The 24,564-nt window shown below is 45.0% G+C and carries 23 protein-coding genes and 2 riboswitches; of the genes, 1 reads left to right on the top strand and 22 read right to left on the bottom strand.

Annotation, left to right across the window (positions count from 1 at the left end; translation table 11 throughout):
- Positions 1-21: 21 nt before the first annotated feature.
- From BLR93_RS13715 to BLR93_RS13810, 20 genes are all read right to left on the bottom strand, one after another.
- Positions 22-615, bottom strand: coding sequence for a hypothetical protein (locus tag BLR93_RS13715; protein WP_093215660.1), 594 nt, complete (start codon positions 613-615; stop codon positions 22-24).
- Positions 616-1,051: 436 nt separating this feature from the next.
- On the bottom strand, positions 1,052-1,456 hold the full coding sequence (locus BLR93_RS13720) for a VOC family protein (RefSeq protein ID WP_093215662.1): 405 nt from the start codon (positions 1,454-1,456) through the stop codon (positions 1,052-1,054).
- Positions 1,457-1,834: 378 nt separating this feature from the next.
- Positions 1,835-2,821: a Gfo/Idh/MocA family protein gene (locus tag BLR93_RS13725; protein ID WP_093215666.1), complete on the bottom strand. Its 987-nt coding sequence runs from the start codon at positions 2,819-2,821 to the stop codon at positions 1,835-1,837.
- A 101-nt stretch (positions 2,822-2,922) separates the two neighbouring features.
- A complete protein-coding gene (locus tag BLR93_RS13730; RefSeq protein ID WP_093215669.1) occupies positions 2,923-3,231 on the bottom strand; it encodes a YerC/YecD family TrpR-related protein in 309 nt (102 codons plus the stop codon).
- Between the two features lie 48 nt (positions 3,232-3,279).
- Positions 3,280-4,338 (bottom strand): DUF3048 domain-containing protein, encoded by a 1,059-nt coding sequence (locus BLR93_RS13735; protein ID WP_093215671.1) that lies wholly within the window; start codon positions 4,336-4,338, stop codon positions 3,280-3,282.
- Positions 4,339-4,391: 53 nt separating this feature from the next.
- Positions 4,392-6,134, bottom strand: coding sequence for an adenine deaminase C-terminal domain-containing protein (locus BLR93_RS13740; RefSeq protein WP_093215674.1), 1,743 nt, complete (start codon positions 6,132-6,134; stop codon positions 4,392-4,394).
- A gap of 259 nt (positions 6,135-6,393) precedes the next feature.
- The gene (gene purD / locus BLR93_RS13745; protein WP_093215676.1) at positions 6,394-7,653 is read right to left on the bottom strand and encodes a phosphoribosylamine--glycine ligase; all 1,260 of its coding nucleotides are present in this window, start codon (positions 7,651-7,653) and stop codon (positions 6,394-6,396) included.
- A 72-nt stretch (positions 7,654-7,725) separates the two neighbouring features.
- Entirely contained in the window at positions 7,726-9,258 is a 1,533-nt protein-coding gene (purH, locus tag BLR93_RS13750) for a bifunctional phosphoribosylaminoimidazolecarboxamide formyltransferase/IMP cyclohydrolase (protein ID WP_093215679.1), read from the bottom strand.
- Positions 9,255-9,851: a phosphoribosylglycinamide formyltransferase gene (gene purN / locus BLR93_RS13755; protein WP_093215681.1), complete on the bottom strand. Its 597-nt coding sequence runs from the start codon at positions 9,849-9,851 to the stop codon at positions 9,255-9,257. The genes purH and purN overlap by 4 nt, the downstream gene beginning before the upstream one ends.
- The gene (gene purM / locus BLR93_RS13760; protein WP_093215683.1) at positions 9,844-10,872 is read right to left on the bottom strand and encodes a phosphoribosylformylglycinamidine cyclo-ligase; all 1,029 of its coding nucleotides are present in this window, start codon (positions 10,870-10,872) and stop codon (positions 9,844-9,846) included. Before purM ends, purN begins: the two co-directional genes overlap by 8 nt.
- A 37-nt stretch (positions 10,873-10,909) precedes the next feature.
- On the bottom strand, positions 10,910-12,322 hold the full coding sequence (purF, locus tag BLR93_RS13765; RefSeq protein WP_093215685.1) for an amidophosphoribosyltransferase: 1,413 nt from the start codon (positions 12,320-12,322) through the stop codon (positions 10,910-10,912).
- Positions 12,298-14,526: a phosphoribosylformylglycinamidine synthase subunit PurL gene (gene purL, locus BLR93_RS13770; RefSeq protein ID WP_093215687.1), complete on the bottom strand. Its 2,229-nt coding sequence runs from the start codon at positions 14,524-14,526 to the stop codon at positions 12,298-12,300. Before purL ends, purF begins: the two co-directional genes overlap by 25 nt.
- Positions 14,510-15,193, bottom strand: a complete 684-nt coding sequence (gene purQ, locus BLR93_RS13775; RefSeq protein WP_093215690.1) for a phosphoribosylformylglycinamidine synthase subunit PurQ — start codon at positions 15,191-15,193, stop codon at positions 14,510-14,512. Before purQ ends, purL begins: the two co-directional genes overlap by 17 nt.
- A complete protein-coding gene (gene purS / locus BLR93_RS13780; protein WP_093215692.1) occupies positions 15,190-15,441 on the bottom strand; it encodes a phosphoribosylformylglycinamidine synthase subunit PurS in 252 nt (83 codons plus the stop codon). The genes purQ and purS overlap by 4 nt, the downstream gene beginning before the upstream one ends.
- Positions 15,438-16,151, bottom strand: coding sequence for a phosphoribosylaminoimidazolesuccinocarboxamide synthase (purC, locus tag BLR93_RS13785; RefSeq protein ID WP_093215695.1), 714 nt, complete (start codon positions 16,149-16,151; stop codon positions 15,438-15,440). The genes purS and purC overlap by 4 nt, the downstream gene beginning before the upstream one ends.
- Before the next feature lie 47 nt (positions 16,152-16,198).
- Positions 16,199-17,491, bottom strand: a complete 1,293-nt coding sequence (gene purB / locus BLR93_RS13790) for an adenylosuccinate lyase (RefSeq protein ID WP_093215697.1) — start codon at positions 17,489-17,491, stop codon at positions 16,199-16,201.
- Positions 17,492-17,521: 30 nt separating this feature from the next.
- A complete protein-coding gene (gene purK, locus BLR93_RS13795; protein ID WP_093215700.1) occupies positions 17,522-18,679 on the bottom strand; it encodes a 5-(carboxyamino)imidazole ribonucleotide synthase in 1,158 nt (385 codons plus the stop codon).
- Entirely contained in the window at positions 18,666-19,157 is a 492-nt protein-coding gene (gene purE / locus BLR93_RS13800; protein WP_093215702.1) for a 5-(carboxyamino)imidazole ribonucleotide mutase, read from the bottom strand. The genes purK and purE overlap by 14 nt, the downstream gene beginning before the upstream one ends.
- A gap of 175 nt (positions 19,158-19,332) precedes the next feature.
- Positions 19,333-19,432: riboswitch (purine riboswitch) on the bottom strand.
- 112 nt (positions 19,433-19,544) lie between these two features.
- The gene (locus tag BLR93_RS13805) at positions 19,545-19,793 is read right to left on the bottom strand and encodes an NETI motif-containing protein (RefSeq protein WP_093215705.1); all 249 of its coding nucleotides are present in this window, start codon (positions 19,791-19,793) and stop codon (positions 19,545-19,547) included.
- Complete coding sequence (locus BLR93_RS13810) at positions 19,738-20,331, bottom strand: DUF2179 domain-containing protein (RefSeq protein WP_093215707.1); 594 nt, start codon at positions 20,329-20,331, stop codon at positions 19,738-19,740. Before BLR93_RS13810 ends, BLR93_RS13805 begins: the two co-directional genes overlap by 56 nt.
- 129 nt (positions 20,332-20,460) lie before the next feature.
- Between BLR93_RS13810 and BLR93_RS13815 the strand changes: the two genes are divergently transcribed.
- Complete coding sequence (locus tag BLR93_RS13815) at positions 20,461-20,892, top strand: Hsp20/alpha crystallin family protein (protein ID WP_093215710.1); 432 nt, start codon at positions 20,461-20,463, stop codon at positions 20,890-20,892.
- Positions 20,893-21,305: 413 nt separating this feature from the next.
- Here the strand turns inward: BLR93_RS13815 and BLR93_RS13820 are convergent, their stop codons facing one another.
- Both BLR93_RS13820 and guaA read right to left on the bottom strand, forming a co-directional pair.
- A complete protein-coding gene (locus BLR93_RS13820) occupies positions 21,306-22,640 on the bottom strand; it encodes an NCS2 family permease (protein WP_093215712.1) in 1,335 nt (444 codons plus the stop codon).
- Positions 22,641-22,790: 150 nt separating this feature from the next.
- Positions 22,791-22,892: riboswitch (purine riboswitch) on the bottom strand.
- Positions 22,893-22,998: 106 nt separating this feature from the next.
- A complete protein-coding gene (guaA, locus tag BLR93_RS13825) occupies positions 22,999-24,534 on the bottom strand; it encodes a glutamine-hydrolyzing GMP synthase (RefSeq protein WP_093215715.1) in 1,536 nt (511 codons plus the stop codon).
- Between the last annotated feature and the right edge of the window lie 30 nt (positions 24,535-24,564).

The following is a 24,564-nucleotide window of genomic DNA, read 5'->3' on the forward strand; positions in this document are numbered from 1 at the left end:
TTACTCTTATAACTGTTCTTTTTAAGACGCACGTTCCTCATTTTGGGAAACTTCATAAAAGGTGGTAAACATCATAAAATTGTTCATGAAAGCCACATGGAGGTTATGGAATTGAATTCTTAATGTTTTTCTTGAGCCGAAACTACTACTTTGGAAATCTACAATGGATTCCTCTAATGAAAGCAAGCTTTCTATGCTGAGAACTAAATATCCCCTTTGTTCTTTTGAATAATCGCCTTGCTCAACCATGCTTAACAAAGTGTCTCTTATACTTTTCACTTCTGATAACATATAATCCAGATCTTCTTTGCCCATTTTTAGCTTGTCCTTGCTTATTAGCCAATCCTGTTCAAACAATGGAAGTACATACTGTGTTCTCTCCACGGTCAAGTCAACCGGCCTTTCTGACTCCATTTCTTCCAAATCCTTTGCAAAGGTTTCTTTGAACTCCTTTACGTCTTTGAGATATCCATCAACCATAACTGGGTCAGGTTGATAATTGTACGTTTTATGTAGGCTGAAAATCGAATAAGGATAAAACCAAGTCATTGCCAGTATAAAAATCACGATGAAACTCACCGCACCAACAATGATTCTTTTTGTGATTGTTGTCATATAAGTTCCTCCATCTGAAAAAAAGTACCAACTTTGCAGAAATCACTATTTTTTCATATTAGCCTTTTTAAACAAGCAAAGCCGATCACTCTTTTCAAATACTCTGTTACTTGTTCATTTGCACATTTGATAGAAAACTGCGAAGTAAACTTAAGCAGGGATTGTTTGTTTTTTTTCTGTTTAGATTGAATACTAGCTAACCGCTTCGTCAGCATACTTCGTCAAAAAGAAAAACAAGAGAAAGTCCAGATGAAATCCTCGTTAAGAAATGGAGACAGGTTAAAAGCGGAGGAAAACACGTAGACTCCTGCGGGAGGCTCACCAGCCGCCCCAGGAAAGCGTAGTACTTTTCCGTAGCGATGGGTTACAGTCATCTATTGTCAGACTGATTTCACTTGTGGTATTTGCATCGCATCCCCTTTCTACTTATTGAGATTTAAATACCGTCCGTATTCACCAATACGATTCTCCAGCCATCAGGATCCTCGATTGTTTTTCCTTTTTCTTTCCAATATTGATTTTCCGGTTCAACTACTCCATATCCCATATGATGGAGTCTCCCAGCTACCTTCTCCAGTTCATCCGGATTCGGAATGTAAAAAACCAACAGGTTATCTTTTGTAGGAGCAGGGCATGGGCTTCCGTCTACATGACGGGTAAATTCTAAATGGTAAGGAGCATCAGGCAGTCCAAAAACAACACCTTCGTACCCCCGGTGACCGGAGAATGTGGTGAGTATCTCGAGCCCGAGTCCTTTTTCATAAAAGGTAATCACCTCATCAAATTTATCTGTGGGCCTCGCGACTCTAATTTGAGCTGCTGAAAAGTCTGCAAATTTCATAGTAACTCCCCCTTTCCAATGATTCTAACTATTTAATGATTTTGTTGTATTATAGGGCTTCCCTCTTCCATCTCCCCCTCTATTCTAACATTCATTTCCAATCTTTTTAGGAATTATCTAAAAATACCTTGCCACCTTACCATCTACCATCGGCGAGTGGGTTACTGAAATAAAAGGATAGAAGTTACTTTCATGCTCTACGGAGGATTGCTGTTTTTGTAGATTGGCTTGGAGGACAGTCGACTCCCGCGGAAAGCGACTGTCCGAAATGAAAATCCCTGTCCATTATTTAAATAGGGATCCATCCGTGTAAAAAAGCCTAAACCACCATGTGATTTAGGCTCCTTTATATGTTTTGACATCATTTTCTTTCCGATATTAGTTCTCATCTGCCGGAAAATGAATCCCCGTCTGCCTGCGGATTTCTTCCAGCAGCTTTGCTGTTTCCAGCGAGCGCTCGAACGTGCATACGTCCGACTCGGTTTTCCCCTGTTTCACTAACTCAACAAAAGCAGCCGCTTCATAAAACATGCCGTTTTCCACCTGGGGACGGGTTATATCCTCGGTTGAACCATCTTTATACCTGATCTCCACATGGGTAGGCGTGTTGATATTGTCGATGATTATGCTTCCGTTCTCCCCTTGGATTTCCGACGGGAGGTAGGAGTTGGCTATTTTAGAATACATTACAGCGCCATTGAGACTGCCGTAGTCGAACAATACGCTGCCTTGGCCATCTACACCAGAGTCAAGCATCAGACTGCTGGCGGTTAAGCGCTCTGGACGTCCGAATAAGGTAACCATCGGATAAATACAATAAATGCCGATATCCATTAAAGAGCCATTGGAAAATTGCGGATTGAATGCATTCAAAACTTTCCCTTCTTTATAAGCGTCATAGCGGGAAGAGTATTGACAATAGCTGGCAAAATAACGGCGGACTTCGCCAATCTTTCCGATATTATCCTGGATTGCTTTGAAGTTAGGCAGATGGACTGTTTTTAATGCCTCCATCAGCAATACATTGTTTTTTTCAGCCGTATCAATCATCTGCTTTACTTCTGCACTATTGGAGGCTATGGATTTTTCCACAAGAACATGCTTGCCGTTTTCCATAAGAAGGATTGCCTGCTCTGCATGGAACGAATTTGGGCTGGCAATATACACGGCCTCAAACTCCGGACTTTTTGCAAAAGCTTCTATATCCGTATATGTATGGTCTGCCTTGAATTTTCCTGCAAATTTCTCAGCTTTTTCTTTTGAGCGTGAATAAACAGATGTCAACGTAAATTCCTCGACTTGATAAGCAGCATCGAGAAAGTTTTCTGTGATCCAATTAGTACCGATAATTCCGAATCTCACCATGATGACCCCTTCCTGTACAATTATTGATATGAACGATGGTACAAAAGCTTAAATAAGCGCCGGCTACCCCTCATAAGATGGGAATCCGGCGCTGGGTATTTCTAATTATCTTCCGAATCGCTGCCTTCCAGCCTGTCCAATACCATGGAATATGCATCATTGCCATAGTTAAGGCAGCGCTTGACTCGTGAAATTGTCGTTGTCGAAGCGTTCGATTCTTCCACTATCACTCCGTAGGTATAGCCTTCACGCAGCATTTGGGCTACTAACAGCCTTTGTGCAAGCGCCTGGATTTCACTGATCGTTGCTATATCATCGAAAAACCGATAGCATTCTTCCTTATCCTTTAAGGACAGAATAGCCTCGAACAGACGATCCAATTGCTCTCCCCGTAATTTATCTATTTGCATATTGCATACACTCCTTGTTAGGGGTTGTCCAAACAGCTGTTGGCTTCGTTACTGAATGGTGACCATATCAAGCCCTGTTCTGTCTGGGAGGACATTCACCCACGTTTTGCCTGGAACAAAACCAACCGGTTCTCCATCCTTTACAGGGAGAACTTTTCCATCGATGTTTTTCCACTGCACTTGTTGGACCTTGCCTTTTTGCAGTAAGTAAGCATCCCCGCCAGATTGGAGATCTACTTCACGCCGTCCTGCATCATCAATTACTTCATGGTGTGTTTCGATCAAAAATACGTTATCTAACTGTACAGCTTGATCCGAATCCAGCTCCACTGTCTGGCTGCTTCCATTATAACGTAAATACTTGTCCAATTCCTCATCATATACATACCGGACTGGTTCATTCGTATAAGAAAAGGACACTTCGGTTGCAGACTCGCCGTCTATGTCAGCCGTTTCCTCTTCTGATAAAAACGGCAGCGGCTCATAATCGGCTTCCATTTCATACCCTTGGCCTTCTGCAACCTCTTTGACAGCATCAAACTGCAAATAGGAATTATGCGGCGCCACCCGAGATTGAGAGCGTTCGAATAAGTGCCCGTCATTATCATAATAGGCACCATTCAAATGGTCTACTGCACCATTTTTAAGCATATCTTCAATAAAATTGGCCGCACCATGGTATACATATAAAGCACCATACCCGGACGCCAAATTAAAATAATACTCCCGCGCACTTCTTACAGGGCCGACTACTTCCGGTTTCTCACTATGGAACAAGGCCATAAATCTAGTAATGTTGCCTTCTGCCAGGATTTCGAAGACAATATCCGCCTTTGTTAATCCTGACTGGGGCCTTGCTTTTGGGTGATTATTGACCATTACTGCAACGATCCGGTTGTCGACAGGCTCATCCGTTCCAATGCCCGTCAATGGATATACATTTTCGTAAGCAGGCTCCGCCGGTTCTTCCTTTTCCTCTGGTTCTGTCACCTGCTCGTCATTCTCTTCAGTTTCTTCCGTCTGGCTCTTCTCATCTTTTGAACAAGCTGCCATCATCAACATCACCAGCAGCAACCCTGCAGCAATGCTCAGCCATTGTTTCCTCATGTTCCCACACACCTTTTTACTAGGAGTTTTCTCTATATAATATGCTATTAATTTTACCTCATGATAGCAGGAAAGAGAACCTCTTTCTTCTTAACGTCCATAATACCATTCGGCGTAATCCGTATAAAAGGGAGATGGATCGATGATAAAAACAACAAATTGTACACAGGATCGTCAAACTGGTATCCATATTCTTTCAATATTTTTTTCAACGTTTTTTCTTTTTCCATCAAATCTTCCATTTTACCTTCGAACATCATTCCTGCTAAGGCCAATGGCAATTCAAAGATAATTTTCCCTTTATGGGCTAGAACAATTCCACCGCCAATTTCTTTCATCCTTTGAAATGCCAGCAGCAAATCATGCTTATGCTTCCCAATCACTACAATATCTCCTGTATTGGAATAGGAGCTGACAAGCCCGCCAAGCCTATTGGTAAACCCTTTAATCACAGTGTTTACCCGCCATTTCCCCTCCCTGTTGACAAGCATCAGGAACGCTTCTTCATAATTGTTTTCGATTTCCTCCACTGTCACATCGATGGTTAGAGCAATCGGTTTTATGATAACATCGTTGACCATTTCCAGTCCGATTGGCAAAGAAAACTGTAAGTCACCTTCATGCAAGTCCCAATCCAGCGCTAATTTTCCGATTCCGTAATTACTCCAATCAATGGCATGTTCCTGATCGACTAGCTGCCCTTCCTTTTTAATCCATTGTCCCTTGGCAATAACGGAAACTGGATCAGGGTTATCTTTTGCTTCCAATATATTTAGGTGTGCCACCTGCCCGGGAGCTATACTGCCAAGTCGGTCACGCATATTAAAGTGCTTGGCTGCATTATAGCTTGCCATCATATAAGCATCTTCGGCAGGGACCCCCTGTTCAAGGGCTATTTTAATACATTGATTCATCATGCCGTGTTCATAAAAAGAAGGTGTGGACCCATCCGTCGTCATGGTAAGCTGATCAAAGTTATCTATCCCCAGCTCCTTGATTTCCGCGAACAGCTTAGGCAGATCCGGCCTTATGGAGGAATAGCGCAAGCCGACTTGGTAACCCATTTGCAGCCGATCGTACACTTCTTTTCCGGTAATTGATTCATGGTCGGCACTTGCTCCCAGCAGCTTCATTTTTGCCAGGGTATGCTCAGAAGCACCAGGAAAATGGCCTTCAATCGGTTTACCAAGCCGCTTTGATTCCTGCATCCAGTAAAGAATCCGATCATCATCCTCTAATACTTGCGGCCAGGAGGTAAGCTCTCCTCCTTGTACAACCGCTTCATGCTCCAGCCATGCCAGTACTTGGGCATTATTAAATATTTCCAGCTCATCCTGCAAGGAAGACTGCGAATCAAATCTGGCCCACCAGTACATCGATACCGGCAAATCCATAAATTTGTCCAGCAATGTAAACGCTTTCTTTCTTTCAAGCAAATATAGCCAGATTAAATTGTCATTCATCAATGTAGTCGTCCCTGTTTGGGATACATATTCGCTCAACTGATGAGGGTTATATAACTGAAAAGGATGGGCATGCGGCTCTATGTAACCGGGTACCACGAATTTCCCTTGGCAATCGACTGTTTCCATTCCGGAAGTATTACCCGGCATACGTTCACCGACATAAACAATCCTATCTTTGTATATCCAAATATTCGCTTTCATCCACTTTTTCAAAAATACATTTAAGTAAACAGCATTTGTAAGCAATAAGGTTGGCGCAAGCAAACCATCTATTACTGAAACATGTTCTCTTAATTCTTTGTTTCTCCAGCGATAATGGTGCTCGTTCATTGGTAATTCTCCTATTCTCTGATTGTTTTTTCTATCGTAACACATGGTGGAAATCAAAGATAAGCATTTGTAAGAAAATATAACAAAATATACACATTCTTAATACTTATGATATAACATTTTATACAGCAGCACTTCAACTATTATTATTCGATAAAATCTCTATTTATTACTAAACAAAATGAATGGACAGCCTGCAATCAACAGGCTGTCCATTTTTAAAAAGAGTAGATGCTTCTTGATAGCTTTACCTCTTTGCCTATCCTTCCCTAAAACCAATATCACGACGATAAAAAAAATCAGGACTATCAGCAAACCTATTTAAACAGCGGTAAACAGCCTGCTGTGCGGATTGCTGATCGGTTTGCACAGATCCGACCAACAACACCCTCCCGCCTGTTGAAATGTATGTATCACCAGCAGCCTCTGTTCCTGCATGAATAATAAAACAACTGTCCGCTTGCACATCGCCGAGATCTGGAAGCTCTTTCCCTTTTTGATAAGCGCCAGGGTATCCCTTGGAGGCTACTACCGTTCCAATACAAGCAGCAGGCTTCCATGTAAGCGCCGGGTCCTTATCTGCTTTGACATCGCCAATGACTTGAAGGAAATCATTTTCCAACAGCGGCAGGACAACCTGTGTTTCCGGGTCACCCAGCCGTGCATTGAACTCGATTACTTTTGGCCCCTGTTCCGTTTCAATCAATCCGGCATAAAGGACACCCGAGAAAGAACGGCCTTCCTCGACCATCGCTGCTGCAGTCGGTTCCAGAATAGTGGAAATTGCTGCCTCGATAACATCCGCTGCTAAATCAGGTATCGGGGCATAGGCACCCATTCCGCCTGTGTTCGGCCCTTTATCTTCATCATATGCACGCTTATGGTCCCTGGCAGGAACCATCGGATACACCTTGTTTCCCTGCACAAAGGCCATCAATGAAAACTCTTTGCCTTGCAAAAATTCTTCAATGACAATTCTGCTTCCTGCATTTCCAAACTGGTTTTCTACAAGCATATGATCAATAGCTGCTAAAGCTTCCTCCAGCTCCATTGCGACGACAACGCCCTTTCCGGCCGCCAGTCCATCGGCCTTGATTACGATCGGCGCCCCTTGCTGCCGGACATAGGCTTTCGCCTCCTCTGCATCCGTAAAGGTTTGGTATGCAGCTGTCGGTATCTTATACTTATTCATCAGATTTTTGGCAAAGTCCTTGCTGCCTTCTATTAATGCAGCATCTTTCGAGGGACCGAATATTTGCAAGCCTTCTTGCTCAAAAGCATCCACAATGCCCGCAGTTAATGGGGTTTCCGGACCAACGATCGTCCAGTCAATCTGTGCTTCCTTGGCAAAGGCAATAAGTTCATCGATTTGGTTATCCTTTATATTTACACACTCTGCTTCTTTACTGATACCACCGTTTCCCGGAGCAGCATAAATATTCCCGGCAAGCCTGCTTTCGGCCAATTTTTTCACAATGCTATGTTCTCTGCCGCCGCTCCCGACCACTAACACGTTCATCGAATCCCTCCCTTATCGGACTTCGTTATTTGTAAGATGAAGAGATGATTCCCGCACCCCTCTGAAGTATTATTAATGCTTGAAATGCCTCATGCCTGTAAACACCATGGCGATGCCATGCTCGTTGCACGCTTTGATGGAATCTTCATCCCGCTTAGACCCGCCCGGCTGAATGATGGCAGTTATGCCGGCTTGTGCAGCTTCCTCCACCGTGTCAGGCATTGGAAAAAAGGCATCAGAAGCCATCACAGCTCCTTTTGCTGAGTCCCCAGCTTGCTCTAGTGCAATCTTAGCAGCACCGACGCGGTTCATTTGGCCCGCGCCAATACCTAAAGTCTGGTCCTGTTTAGCAATAACAATCGCATTCGATTTGACATGCTTTACTACTTTCCAGGAAAACAGCAGGTCTTTCATTTCCTGTTCATCCGGCTTGCGATTCGTTGCTATCGTTAGCTCCTGCTCATTAACCTTGCCATTGTCAACGTCTTGTACTAGCAAGCCGCCGGCAACGCTGACCAGTTTTTGCCTTTGGCCTCTGGTTGATTCAATCGGTATTTCCAGCAAACGGATATTTTTCTTTACTGTCAGGATCTCCAAAGCTTCTTCCGTAAAGGATGGCGCAATCACAATTTCCAGGAAAATCTCTTTCAACTGGTTGGCTGTATCCTTATCGACTTGGCGGTTTAGCGCGATAATTCCGCCAAATATGGAGACAGGATCAGCCTGATAGGCCTTCTGGAATGCCTGTGAAATAGTGTCGCCAATTCCGATTCCGCATGGATTCATGTGCTTGACAGCTACGGCTGCCGGCCCTTGATATTCAAGCGCCATTTCTAGCGCAGCATTGGCATCCTGAATATTATTGTAAGACAACTCCTTGCCATGGAGCTGCTTCGCATTGGCTATCGATGCTCCCTTTGCCAGGGGCTCTTTATAAAAGGCTGCACTCTGGTGAGGGTTTTCGCCATATCGTAATGTTTGTACTTTTTCGTATGTAATCGTGTACGTTTCCGGGTTTTTCTCTCCGGTAATCTCAGAAAAATAACCGGCAATCATCGCATCGTAATTTGCCGTATGCCGGAATACCTTTGCGGCCAGCCGTTTGCGGTCTTTCTCATCGAATTTGTCCTGGGCAAGCTGTTCTAAAACCGGCTGGTAATCGTCTGGATCAACAATCACCAGGACATCCCGGAAATTCTTAGCCGCCGCCCGCAGCATCGTCGGACCGCCAATGTCGATGTTTTCTATCGCATCTGCTTGCGTAACACTCTCTTGTTCAAGCGTTTGTTTAAATGGATATAAGTTAACAACGACAACGTCGATCGGATGGATATCCCTTTCCGCTAATTGCTGCTGATGGCCGGGATCATCACGCCTTGCTAACAAGCCGCTATGAATATTGGGATGAAGTGTTTTAACCCGCCCGTCCAAAATTTCTTCAAACTGTGTAATATCCGAAACAGGGATTGCCGGCAGCTCTGCTGCCTGTAATTTTTTCAATGTTCCTCCAGTAGAAATTAACTCATAGCCAAGCTTGTCTAAACCTTGGGCAAACTCTACGATATTGCTCTTGTCTGAAACGCTAATAAGGGCGCGTTTTCTCATGATTTGATCTCCTCTCTATTCACAGCCATCAACAATCGTTGAATGGTTTTGGGAAAAAGGTTATGTTCAATTGCTTGTACCCGCTTTTGTAAGGAGGCTCTATCTTCTTCCTCTTTCACACGTATGGCTTCCTGCTCTATAATTGCTCCGGTATCCATTCCTTCATCAACAAAATGAATGGTCACCCCGGTTACTTTTACACCCGCCTCTATGGCCTGGCCAATCGCATCCTTGCCTGGAAAGGCCGGCAAAAGCGATGGATGGATATTGATGATCCTTCCTTCAAAGGGGGCTAACAAGGTGGGGCCGACCAGGCGCATATATCCCGCCAGAATAATCCAGTCAATATGCTTTTCCTGCAGTTCTTTTAAAATCGCTTGTTCGAACGCTGCTTTTGCCGGAAATTCCTTAGGCTGAAAAGCAAACACGGGAATATTGCGAACCGTTGCCTTATCGATCACCTTTGCCCCTGGTTGGTCACAGACTAACAAGCCAATCTTTCCGTCGAGCCGGCCAGCCTCGATTTGCTCAGCAATCGCATCGAAATTGCTTCCTGTGCCAGAAGCGAATACAGCCAGCTTATGTTTACCCATTGGTCAGCTCCACTCCTTGGCCGGACGTTACCTCTCCAATAATAGAGGCTTTCTCCCCGAGTTCCGCCAATACAGAGACCGCTTCTTCTGCCTGCTGTCCAGGAATGATGACGGCCATGCCAATGCCCATATTGAACACTCCCAGCATTTCTTCCAGTCCAAGGCTGCCGTAGCGCTGTAACACTTCATAAATGGGCGGGATTTCCCAGGAGCCTAAGTTTATACGCACGCCTAAGTGATCTGGCAGAGCGCGGGGGAGGTTTTCGTAAAAACCACCGCCTGTTATATGGGAAATGCCTTTGATTGAAACTTTGCTTCTCAATGTCTTGATGGCAGCGGCGTAAATTCTAGTAGGGGGCAGCAACGCCTCCCCCAGCGGCTGGTGCAGCGGCTGATAGACACTGGATAATTCCAATCCTTTTTCTTTAATTATTTTTCTGACTAATGAAAAGCCATTAGAATGGACCCCGCTTGAACTGATGCCGATAATGGCATCACCCGCACGAGCATCATTGCCAGAGATAATTTCCTGTTTATCGGCAATCCCGACAACAAAGCCAGCCAAGTCATATTCTCCGTCCTGATACATCCCCGGCATTTCTGCTGTTTCCCCGCCGATCAAGGCAGCGCCGCTTTCCACACAGCCATCGGAAATACCTTTGACAATTTGCTCGATCTTTTGCGGATCATTTTTCCCACAGGCAATATAATCAAGGAAAAACAAGGGATCGGCACCTTGGGCGACAATGTCATTGACACACATAGCAACGAGATCGATGCCGACTGTATCATGCTTGTCGATTTCAAAGGCAAGCTTCAGCTTGGTCCCAACACCGTCTGTTCCAGAAACAAGCACGGGTTCCTTATAAGCAAAGGAGCCAATCTCAAACAAACCGGCAAATGCCCCGACCCCTCCGATTACTTCTTTCCTGTCCGTTTTAGCTATATGTTTTTTCATTAAGTCCACTGCACGGTAGCCAGCCTCGACATCCACGCCTGCTTGTTTATATATATCACTCATGGTACCGCTCCTTTTTCCGCTGTAAAATGAAAAGCAACTACGCCTTCGTAACTGGCAGAACTGTTTCTGGGTAAATTTCCGTCGGATAGTTTCCAGTGAAACAAGCATTGCAAATGCCATGCTCTAAAGATTCCTTTTCCGTAACAATCGAATTCTCGAGCCCATCGGTGGTCAAATAGGATAAGCTGTCAGCGCCAATTAGTTCACGGATTTCTTCCACCTTATGATTGGAGGCAATCAACTCCCCTTTTGTCGAGGTGTCGATTCCGTAATAGCATGGATTTTCAATCGGCGGTGAGGCAATCCTTACATGAACCTCTGACGCGCCCGCTTCTTTCAATAGCCGGACAATCCGCTTGCTTGTCGTTCCACGGACGATGGAGTCATCGACCATTACCACCCGTTTGCCTTCGACAATCCCGCGCACGGCAGAAAGCTTCATTTTAACCCCTTGCTCCCGCAATTCTTGCGAAGGCTGGATAAACGTCCGGCCGACATACCGGTTTTTTATCAAGCCAAGTTCATAGGGAATCCCTGATGCTTCAGAAAAACCGATAGCTGCGGAAATACTTGAATCAGGCACGCCTGTCACTACATCCGCTTCGATTGGTGCTTCCTTTGCCAGCTCCTTGCCCATCTTTTTGCGGGAAGCATGGACATTGCTGCCATTTAGATCACTGTCCGGGCGAGAGAAGTAGACATATTCCATTGAGCATAACGTCCGTGCCATCGGTGAAGCGAACGTTTTGGAAGTGACGCCATTGTCATCGATGATCAATAGTTCCCCTGGCTTTACCTCGCGAAGGTAGGAAGCGCCGATCACGTCAAAGGCACACGTTTCGGAAGACACGACGTACGCTCCGCCAAGCATGCCCAGCGACAATGGCCGAAGGCCGCGCGGATCTAAAGCAACGTACATTTGCTTTTCCGTCAACAGGGCAAATGCATAAGCTCCTTTAATCATGCTTAGCGCTTGAATAATGGCTTCATCCATTTGCAGATGACCGCTGCGCTTAATCAAATGGGCAAGCACTTCCGTATCAGAAGTCGTCTGTAAAATACTTCCCTGTGCCTCCAATTGGTGCTTTAAAGCATAGGCATTGACTAGATTGCCGTTATGGGCCAGAGCCATACTTTCCTTTTGGGAACGGAAGACGAGCGGCTGCACATTTTCATATCCGCCTCCGCCTTGTGTGGCATAACGTACATGGCCAAGTGCTGCGCTTCCTTTTAGTCTGGCGAACTCATCTTGTTCAAACACTTCATTTATTAACCCACTGCCCTTGTGCAGATTTAAAGACTCTCCATCGCTTGTAACGATACCAGCACCTTCCTGGCCGCGATGCTGCAAAGCGTGTAATCCATAATAGGCAACCTCTGCCGCTTTCTCATGTCCCCAAATGCCGAATACGCCGCACTCTTCATTTAATCCTTTGATTTCAGCAAGCATGGTATAGCCCCTTTCCATAAAGCTTTCAAGCTTTCCATTGGCTGTTCGATCGTCCGCTCGCTATTGATGCTGATTTGATAATCACCGTCATCTGTAACAGTGCCGATGGCTAATGCATCCTCGACCATCTCTTCAAAAGCTGTTTTATTTTCTGGACGTACCGATACTAAGAAACGGGATTGTGTTTCACTGAAAAACTCAGTTACTGCGTCCCCTTCAAGTGCAACGTCTATACCAGTCTGCTTGCCAAACGAGCTTTCCGCTAGCGCAACTGCCAAGCCGCCTTCTGCTACATCATGGGCAGAAGCGATGATTCCAGCTTGAATTGCTGCCAATAACTGCTGTTGACGCTTCGCTTCTGTCGTCAAATCAAGCGCTGGAGCTTTTCCGAAATACTTGTTTTCCAGAACGTTTTGCAGTTCGCTCCCGCCAAATTCCGCCTCCGCTTTGCCAATCACATAGATGGCATCGCCGGCATGCTGGAAAAAAGAAGGGGTGACATGATCAAGCGACTCCAGCAACCCTACCATCCCCACGACAGGCGTTGGAAAGATTGCTTGATTGTTAGATTCATTATATAAGGAGACGTTTCCACTTATAACCGGTGTATTTAATGCAAGACTGGCAGCACTCATACCGTCTACGCTCTTTTCCATTTGCCAGAAGTTTTCCGGTTTATCGGGATTTCCGAAATTAAGGCCGTCTGTCAATGCCAATGGCTTACCGCCGGAACAGACAATATTGCGGGCCGCCTCCGCGACGGCAATCTGTCCGCCTGTCTCCGGATCCAGATAAATATACCTGGAGTTGCAATCGGTAGTGACAGCCAATGCCTTGTCTGTGCCGCGCACTCGAATTACTGCAGCATCCGAACCGGGAGTAACGACTGTGTTCGTCTGCACCATGGAATCATATTGGTCATACACCCACTCTTTACTAGCTATCGTCGGCTGTTGTAACAATGCCTTTAAAGTCTCTGTATAATTTTTTACATCTTCCGGGTAGTAATCAGTCATTTGCTGATATTCCTCGTAGTATGCAGGTACCTTAGAAGGCTTGTGGTAGACAGGAGCATCCTCAGCCAGCGAATCAACCGGAATGTCGGCAACTACCTCTCCTTTATGCAGCAAGCGGAATTGATGGTCTTCGGTTACACGGCCGACGGCTACCGCCTCCAGCCCATACTTTTTAAAAATGTCGACAATCTCCTGTTCTTCTCCTGCTTTGACTACCATCAGCATCCGTTCCTGTGACTCGGACAGCATTAATTCATATGGTGTCATATTCCTTTCACGCTGGGGTACTAAATCAAGATCCATTTCCATTCCTGTTCCTGCTTTACTGGCCATTTCACTGGCTGAAGAAGTAAGACCAGCTGCTCCCATGTCCTGCATACCTACTAAGGCGTCACAATGAATCGCCTCAAGGCAAGCTTCGATGAGCAGTTTTTCCATGAACGGATCTCCAACCTGAACGGACGGGCGCTTGCTTTCCGATTCTTCAGATAAATCTTCTGAAGCGAATGTCGCCCCATGAATACCATCCCTGCCAGTCGGTGCACCGGCATACAATACCGTATTGCCGATTCCAGCGGCGATCCCTTTCTGAATATCCTTTTGATCAATCAGACCGACACACATCGCATTGACTAATGGGTTGCCTTCATAGCAGTTGTCAAACTGAACCTCGCCGCCGACCGTCGGTACTCCGACACAGTTGCCATAGCCGGCAATGCCGTTAACCACTTCTTCAAACAAGTATTTAACTCGTCCGGAATCAAGATTGCCAAACCTGAGCGAGTTTAACAATGCAACTGGACGGGCGCCCATGGAGAATACATCACGGATAATTCCTCCGACTCCAGTCGCTGCCCCTTGATAAGGCTCTACTGCGGACGGATGGTTGTGGCTTTCAATTTTAAATACCGCTGCCTGCCCTCCGCCGATGTCGATGATTCCTGCTCCTTCTCCCGGCCCCTGCAACACATGGGGGGCTTTGGTTGGAAACTTCTTTAGTAAAGGCTTGGATGTTTTATAGCTGCAATGCTCAGACCACATAACGGAAAATATTCCCGTCTCTGTAAAATTCGGACGCCTGCCCAGTACGTTCTTAATATGCTTGTATTCTGCGTCGGTAAGGCCCATTTCTTTATAAATGTATTCCTTTTCGATTACTTCCGGATTTATCTCAGACGCCTGCAACATACGCTTCCCTCCAATGATTAACAACCGATTTAAATAGCTTCAAGCCATCGCTGCTCCCTAATACTGCCTCGGTTGCCCGTTCAGGATGAGGCATCATGCCAAGCACATTGCCTTGTTGATTGATAATTCCTGCGATATCTGCAACAGAACCGTTAGGATTGTTGGCATACCGGAATACGATTTGATTGTTGGCTTCCAGCTCGGCCAATTCACCTTCATCGCAATAGTAGTTTCCTTCCCCATGAGCAATAGGCAGGCTGATCGCTTCCTTTGTCGTGTAAGCAGAGGAAAATCTCGTTTGGTTATTTTCGACTACCAGTTTTTCCTGATGGCACATAAACTTCAATTGTTTATTTCTAAGCATGGCACCGGGAAGCAGTCCTGCTTCCAACAATATTTGGAACCCATTGCATACCCCTAAAACAGGAATGCCCATGTCCGCCTTTTGTTTAATTTCCGTAACAACGTGTGAAGTGGAAGCAATCGCGCCAGAGCGTAAATAATCGCCATACGAAAATCCGCCAGGAAGCAATATGGCGTCATACCCTGATAAATTTGCTTCTTCATACCAGACAAGGTCAGCTTCTTCTCCAAGGGAACTTGTTACCGCATGATACATGTCTCTGTCGCAATTGGAACCGGGAAAAACGATGACAGCGAATTTCACTGGGCGACACCCTCCTCAATGGTGTACTGATAATCTTCAATGACTGGATTGGCTAATAGTTTTGCACACATTTCTTTTATTTGCCGGTCGATATCTGCATGTTCATCTACTTGAAGCTCCAAAAACCTGCCGACCCGCGCTCCATGTACTTCGGGAAACCCCAGCTTGTTCAGCGATTCCTGAACTGCTTTCCCCTGCGGGTCCAATACACCTTGCTTTAAAGTTATATATACTTTTACTGTTTTCATACTGTAGCCTCCAGTCGTTGAAGAATATTGTCGTACACGTACAAAAGGTCGCCTAAATCCTCGCGGAATACATCCTTATCCATTTTTTCGCCAGTTTCTTTGTCCCAAAGCCGGCAAGTGTCAGGGGAAACCTCATCCGACAAAATAATCCTGCCTTCTATGTTTCTGCCAAACTCCAACTTGAAGTCTGCCAATGTTAAATCGATATTTTCAAAGAATTGCTTTAGGTGATCGTTAACGTTGAGAGCCATCTCTTTTATATCCAGCAGTTCTGCTGGGGTTACATCAGATAGAAGCAAAGCGTGTTCATCATTAATCAGCGGATCGCCCAGCACATCGTTTTTGTAGAAAAGCTCTACGAGCGGCGGCGAGAATTCCGATTTTTCCTGGATTCCCAAGCGGCGGGTGATGCTGCCTGCTGCCGTGTTCCTAACGACTACTTCCACCGGAATGATTGTTGTTTTTTCCACTAGCTGCTCCGTCTCATTAAGGCTGCGGACGAAGTGGCTGGCAATCCCTTTTTCCTGAAGAAACTCGAATACTTTTGCTGAGATTTGGTTGTTATATTTCCCTTTCCCAATGAAGCTTGCTTTTTTCTTGCCGTTAAAAGCAGTTGCGTCGTTTTTGTAAGACAATATTAAATGCGTATCATTGCCTTCCACCCGAAAAACTTGTTTTGCTTTTCCTTCATATAAAAGGTTGCCCTTCATTACGTCACCCCATCGATTTAGTATGTGGAAATATCCCGGAAATTTTCCTATAAACCAATTCGTTCAAAGACCCCATCAACATTCTTCAAATGATAGGTATAGTCGAAACAATCAGCAATTTGCTCCTTGCTCAACAATGCAGTTATCTTTTGCTCTGATTCCACTAACTCACGGAACGGGATTCCTTCCTCCCAAGCCTTCATGGCATTTGGCTGCACTAAATCGTAGGCTTCTTCTCTGCTCATGCCCGCGTCAATCAAAGTAAGCAGCACGCGCTGGGAAAAAATAACGCCGTAAGTTTTATCAATGTTTGCTTTCATGTTTTCCGGAAAAACGGTTAGGTTTTTCACGATTGTCGAGAAGCGGTGAAGCATATAATTCAATGCTATCGTTGCATCAGGTAAAATAATTCGCTCTGCGGAAGAATGGGAAATATCGCGTTCGTGCCACAATGCCACATTTTCATAGGCCGTTACCATATGGCCGCGCAGCACTCTTGCCATACCCGTCATATTTTCCGAACCGATTGGGTTCCGTTTATGAGGCATTGCCGAGGAACCTTTCTGTCCTTTCGCAAAAAACTCCTCGACTTCTCTTGTTTCTGTCTTTTGCAGGTTGCGAATTTCGACGGCGAATTTCTCGATCGATGTAGCAATCAAGGAAAGCGTCGATACATAATGGGCGTGGCGGTCACGCTGTAATGTCTGGGTAGATACAGGGGCGGCAGCTAAACCCAGCTTTTCACATACATATTTTTCAACAAACGGATCGATATTGGCATAGGTTCCAACAGCGCCTGATAACTTGCCCGTTTCAATCGTTTTAGCTGCCGCATCGAACCGTTCCAGGTTCCGTTTCATTTCTTCATACCAAAGTGCCATTTTCAATCCAAAGGTTGTCGGTTCTGCGTGGACGCCATGTGTCCGCCCCATCATGACCGTATGCTGGTGCTCCTTGGCCTTATTTGCCAGGATGTCAATGAATTGCTTGATGTCTTTGCGTAAGATATCATTTGCCTGCTTTAGTAAATAAGAGAGCGCCGTATCGACTACATCTGTGGAAGTTAGCCCGTAATGGACCCATTTACGTTCTTCTCCGAGTGTTTCAGAGACGGCTCGTGTAAAGGCGACCACATCATGCCGTGTTTCCTGTTCGATTTCCAGAATCCGGCTGACATCAAAAGAAGCGTTGACCCTGAGCTTTTCCACGTCCTGTTTTGGAATAACACCAAGTTCGCTCCATGCTTCACAGGCGAGAATTTCCACTTCCAGCCAAGCCTTGTATTTATTTTCGTCTGTCCAGATAGATCCCATTTCTTCTCTTGTATAACGATCAATCATAAGTAAGCCCTCCTGATTTTCCTGCCGGTGCTACCACACCGGCTGGCTGGCACCGGAAAAACTACTGTCCGATGCATGAGTTTTTTCAAATTGTTTCCTTGTTTCCTCGATATTGCTGCCTACGTAAGTGACGTGGCCCATTTTTCTGTTTGGTTTTATCCCCTGCTTGCCATAGATATGGAGATGTCCATTGGTAAATTCGTTTTCGGCTTGCACGTATTCTTCCATCTCCGCACCAAGCAGATTCAGCATGATAGCTCCACCATGGAACAGTACTGGTACCAAGGGCAAGCCGCACACCGCACGTATATGCTGTTCAAATTGGGAAACATTGCATGCTTCAATGGTGAAATGTCCTGAATTGTGGGGACGCGGCGCCATTTCATTGATAAGGATTTCTTCACCAACAACAAACATTTCAATGGCAAACGTACCGACCACTGAAAGACTCTCTGCTACAGTTTTTGCTGCAGCCTGCGCATTATTCTCCAAATTAGCTGAAATGTCTGCAGGTACAGTGGTTTGGTGAAGTATATGGTTTTTATGTTGGTTTTCTGCAACAGGGAAATAAGTGATTTCCCCAGCAGCCGAGCGAGTGAATACGACAGAAATTTCTTTCTCAAATGGAATGAAGCGTTCGATGATGCACCGGCTGTTGCTGGCAACAAACTGTTCAGCTGCGGCAAGATCGTTCTCTGTTTTGGCAATCATTTGGCCTTTGCCATCATAACCGCCACGGCATGTCTTCAACACAAATGGCAAGCCGACTTCGGCCGCTTTCTCAGCTAGCTCGGAATGATGATAGATAATAGCAAAAGCGGGTACAGGCAAGCTGCTATCTACTAGCCTGCTTTTCTCTACTTCCCTGTCCTGGGTAATCTTCAATAGTTCTGACCCTTGGGGCAATACCCCTTCCGCTTCAAGATACCTTGCGGCAGCCAAATCGACGTTTTCAAATTCGTAGGTTACGACATCACTGATTTCCGCTAATTGTTTTATAGCTTGCAAATCATCGTAGGCTGCCACTATGTGATGATCACTGACTTGTGCTGCCGGGCAATCTGGAGTCGGATCCAAAACGGCAATCCGATAACCCATATGCCTGGCAGCCGTCGCCATCATTCTTCCCAGCTGTCCTCCGCCTAAGATCCCAATCATTTTACCTGGTAAAATTCTATTTGGCCGCAAGTTGATCCCTCATTTCATCTACTTTTTGCTGCTGCCCCATTTGGAAGGATTCCAATCTTTCCGCCACACTTCCATCAGAAGAACCGAGGATTTGAGCAGCCAGGATAGCTGCATTTTTAGCGCCAGCTGTTCCGATCGCCACAGTAGCTACCGGGACTCCGCCAGGCATTTGGACGATTGATAGTAACGAGTCCATTCCATCCAATGCATTGGTTTGGACAGGGACTCCAATCACCGGAAGCGTTGTTTTAGCTGCTGCCATTCCAGGAAGGTGAGCTGCACCGCCAGCTCCCGCAATGATGACTTTCAACCCTTTTTCCCGGGCAGAAGCAGCATAGGCAAACAGGTCGTCTGGTGTACGGTGAGCAGAGATGATGTTTTTTTCATAATCAATGCCTAACTGTTCAAGCATACTGCATGTATGCTCCATCGTTTCCCAGTCAGAAATACTTCCCATGATAACTCCTACACTCGCCATAGTTGATTCCTCATTTCTTCAATTATGTATTTTCCAGCGTCCCGCTGTGTTGATGGCCATGCATTTAACCATATAAAATACCCATTCATCTCCTCATTATCATGAGAGAAGATGAATGGGCATACGTCTACCATTTTATATGCATCCATAAAAACTACCGCGTTTTGCAGGCAGCAGCAATTGCATCCTCCCTCATAGTCCGTCATTTACGGTGACGGGTAGAGACTATCGGGCCATATTCCCAAAATTATATGAGGCGTATTAAAGTTTATCTAATTATCAATGAGCTGATAGAAAAAGACAGCTCTTATTTCCGAATGCATATCTATGATAACAAGCTTTATTTAAACGGTCAATGAATATCGAACGATAATTGCAAATTTATTTTTAATGTTCGTCTTTTACTGGTACGGCGTCAAAGATGACTTTTCTGCTTACTGGCTGATACTTGGTTTCTCCATCTTCTGACTGCTCGGCAAAAATCGGTTTTTCTATCCGGCGAATCGGGGTAAATCCCTCTGCCGCTATCCGCTCCAGGCATTGATCAATGGTCTCGCCATCCTGCAATACAAACTGTTTTTTACTCCTGCTCGGATTGGATTGCTTCTTTCTCTTGCTGCTCTTCTTTTTTGCCACTTTTGATCCGTCCTCTCCTTACTTGTTTCACCCAGAAACCGCCATGAATCTGTTTAGGCTCATAAGCAACGATAAATGCTTTCGGGTCAATAAAACGAATGGTCTCATAAAGCTGGAGCTCATATTTTCGCGGTGTCAGTATTTGCATGGACAATCGATCGCCATCCATTCCATAAGCATACCAGCTGGTTACTCCATACCCTTTATCACGCAACTGCTTGGTGAATGAAATGTTAGGATCTGAAGAAATGACATTTACCGTAATATAACCAAGCGCAAGTTTTTCTTCTATCATAGAACCGACAACGACACCAATTCCGAAACCAAGAGCGTAAGCAATAATATTTTCAATTTGATCGAGGTTATCCAGCACAAGCCCGAGCCCAAGTACATAGATAGTAATTTCAAACATGCTGACGACAGCGGCTATATACCTCCTGCCTTTTAACGTAAGAATCATCCGGATAGTCGAAAACGAAACATAGACAATATTGATAATCAAAATGATCGATACCATGATCAAAGCATTATCCAGCATTAACATCCTCCTAGAGATAGCTTCAAAACAGGAGCATCCTCGACGGGACATTCACCCATTTTTCATTCATGCATACAATATATCGCATTTCAATTAGCTAAAACAACTATAAAAGGGGGAAATCGCTTTATGGATCCGTTTAAAAATATGAGCGACTGGAAACGGAACATGGATCATTTTTTCGGCGATAATTTTTGGAATGAATTTGAAGGGGTACTGAAGCCCTCCCTCCCGCAAATCAACCTATACCAGAAAGAAAAAGAAATTGTATGCATTGCCAGCATACCAGGAGTAGATAATTTAAAAAATATCGATGTGTTTGTGAACCATGCAACTCTGGAAATTAAGGGAAGTATTGACATGAAAGAAGCGGAAGGCCAAGTCATTCGCGAGGAAATCCTTCACGGCAATTTTGAACGGAAGATTGACCTGCCATACCCAGTCCGGAGAGAGAAAGTCGAAGCCTCCTATCAGCGCGGCCTGTTAGTGCTCCGCCTCCACCGTTTGTTCAAAGATGATAATCAAAAATCCCGCCTGGAGATTGTTGACCTGGAGGACTGAACAATAAGTGGAGCGACTTCCGCACGAAGTGGATCATTTTACCGGCAAAGTGGAGCGTCTTTCGGATGAAGTAGATCATCTACAGTAAAGTTGAGCGATTTTCGGATGAAGTGGATCATCTACGGGTAAAGTTGAGCGATTTTCGGATGAAGTGGATCATCTTCGGTAAAGTTGAGCGATTTTCAGACGAAGTAGATCATCTCCCGGAATAAATAGAGCGATTTTCAGACGAAGTAGATCACCTTCCGGGTAAAGTTGAGCGATTTCCGCCTAAAGTGGATCATCTTCGGTAAAGTAGAGCGATTTTCAGACGAAGCGGATCATCTCCCGAACAAAGTGGAGCGACTTCCACACAAAGCTAAATATTCTACTTTAAAAAAGAGCATTGCCCGTGGGCAATGCTCTTTTTTTATTTAACTTAAGAAGATAAAGTACAAGATAAAGATAACAAATAATAGATACATAATTGGGTTGATTTCTTTGCCTTTTCCTTTTACGAGCATCGTTATCGGATAGAAGACAAAGCCGATGGCAATCCCTGTGGCAATGCTGTAAGTTAATGGCATGGTTACGATGGTCAAAAAGGCTGGCACAGCAATTTCGAATCTGTCCCATTCAATTTGCCTTAAGGTTGTACACATCAATACTCCGACAATAATCAAGGCCGGCGCGGTAACTGCTGACGTTACAATACTTAACAGCGGCGAAAACAATAGTGCTAATAAAAAGAATGCTGCTGTAACGACAGCCGTAAACCCGGTTCTTCCACCTGCACTTACGCCGGTCGTAGATTCTACATACGATGTGGTAGTCGATGTTCCCAATGTCGCACCTACAACAGTTGCAGCGGAGTCAGAGAACAGTGCTTTTCCTGCACGAGGCAATTTATTTTCTTTCATCAATCCTGCTTTCGTCGCAACCGCTACTAACGTTCCAGCGGTATCGAAGAAATCCACGAATAAAAACGTTAAAATAACGACAAGCATTTGGATCGTGAAAATGTCACCGAAATGGCTAAACGCTTGTCCGAAAGTAGGAGCCAGGCTTGGTACTGGCCCGACAACATCGCCCATGCTTGTCGGCGGTGCGATTAAGCCAACAATCATACCAGCGATCGCAGTTAGAATCATTCCGTAAAAGACGCCGCCCTTAATATTAGAAGCAAGCAGAATGACAGTAGCGACTATCCCGAAGACGGCGAGCAGTGTGTTCGGATTGGTCAGATCTCCCAACGCTACCATTGTATCCGGGTTTCCCACTACAATGCCTGAATTTTGGAAACCGATAAAAGCGATAAACAGCCCAATCCCTGCGCCAACTGCCATCTTTAAATTGGCAGGAATCGCATTGATAATTTTTTCTCTCAGTCCTGTTAGAGTTAAAACGATGAAAATAAGTCCTGAAGCTAGTACACCCGCCAAAGCGGTTTCCCATGGGATTCCATATCCAAGTACCACCGTATAGGCAAAAAAGGCATTCAATCCCATGCCTGGCGCCAATGCGATTGGATACTTAGCAAGCAGGCCCATAATCAATGTACCGACTGCGGCCGCCAGCGCTGTTGCTGTGAACACCGCACCCTGGTCAATCCTCGTGACACCTGGAGGCAGTTCTTCAATTCCTACTAAAGCCAGTGTAGCCGGATTGACAAATAAAATATAAGCCATCGATAAAAACGTAGTTAATCCAGCAATAAACTCGGTGCGATAATTGGTGCCAAGCTCTTCAAAGCGAAAAAACTTTTTCACGGTTATTTCCTCCCCTATTTTCCGTCGCTAAACGTATTCCCCTCCACTTCCGTCTCCAACGGAACCGGAATAACATCTACTAAAAAAGCGCTCCTGGTTTATACCAAGAGCGCTACCGATTAACTTCACAGGAAATTACAAACACAAATAACATTTGCAATTCACCAGCGTAGTCAGACCATTTACGGTAGTCCGGTAGAAACTCATGGGCCTTATCCCCAAAATTATACGACGGTATTTCTATTCCTATATGATTTTTATAAAAAGTACATTCATTATCATACTAATGACTCGACGATTCGTCAATAACAAAAACGAATATTTTTTATAAAAAAATATTTATCGTTCGTGTTTCAGCCTACTCCCACTCAATCGTAGCTGGCGGCTTGCTCGTAATATCATAAACGACTCGGTTGATATGGTCGACTTCGTTAACTATTCGGGTCGAGATTTTCTCGAGCACCTCCCAGGGAATCCGGGCCCAGTCAGATGTCATGCCGTCGATGGATGTGACTGCACGGATGCCGATTGTATAATCATAGGTCCGGGTATCTCCCATCACACCGACACTACGGATATCTGGAAGCACCGTAAAGTATTGCCAAATATCTCTTTCCAACCCAGCATGCTTCACTTCTTCCCGTAAAATGGCATCAGACTCCCTGACAATTTCGATTTTTTCCTCGGTTACTTCACCTAAGACACGAATACCTAAACCAGGACCAGGGAATGGCTGTCTCCAGACAACTTCCTCCGGCACCCCTAATTCAATCCCTAAAGCACGTACTTCATCCTTAAACAAGGTGTTCAAAGGCTCAAGCAATTCAAACTGCATGTTCTCCGGCAGCCCGCCGACATTGTGGTGCGACTTAATGGTTTGCGCTGTCTCGGTTCCGCTTTCTACAATATCCGTGTAGAGCGTACCTTGGGCGAGAAAATCAATGTCCTTCAGTTTTTCTGCTTCGTCATCAAATACATAAATGAATTCGTTACCAATGATTTTCCGTTTTTGCTCTGGGTCGGAAACCCCACGCAGCTTGCTTAAAAACCGTTCTTCCGCATCAACGCGAATAATATTCATCTGGAAGCCGTCACGAAATGTCTCCATCACCATGTCTCCTTCATTTTTACGGAGCAATCCATGGTCGACAAAAATACATGTCAGCTGATCGCCAATGGCTTTATGGATCAATGCTGCGACAACAGAAGAATCGACTCCTCCGCTTAACGCACATAATACTTTTTTATCGCCGACTTTGGCCTGGATTTTTTCAACTTCCTGATCCACAAAGTTTTCCATTGTCCAATCTCCGCTTGCACCGCAAACATCAAAAACAAATTGCTTTAGCAAGTGATTGCCGTATTCTGTGTTTCTCACTTCCGGATGGAATTGAACACCGTATAAGTCCTTCTCCGGGTTACTAAAAGCTGCCACAGGGGTAGATGTGCTGGTTGCATCAATCGCAAACCCTGCCGGCGGCTCGATCACTTTATCGCCATGGCTCATCCAGACAGTCTGTGTATTTGGCGTTTCTTTGAATAATACAGAAGAAGTGGCGAGCTGGATGTCTGCTTTTCCATATTCCCGGTCCTGTGCCCTTCGCACATTGCCGCCAAAGTGCTGTGTCATCAGCTGCATACCATAACAAATTCCTAAAACAGGAATGCCTAAATCAAAAATTTCTTTATCACAGCGAAAGCTGTTTTCGTCATAGACACTGTGTGGACCTCCTGATAGAATAATGCCCTTCGGGTTCATCATTTTAATTGTTTCAGCGGTTAAACGATGGGAGTGTAATTCACTGTAAACCCCGAACTCTCTTATCCTTCTTGTGATTAGCTGATTATATTGACTGCCAAAATCCAAAACTAAAATCATTTCATTACTTTCCATCCCATCCATCTCCTTCACTTTGTGCGATGC

The organism is Sediminibacillus albus (assembly GCF_900101125.1).
In the GTDB taxonomy this organism is placed as follows: Bacteria; Bacillota; Bacilli; order Bacillales; family Amphibacillaceae; genus Sediminibacillus; species Sediminibacillus albus.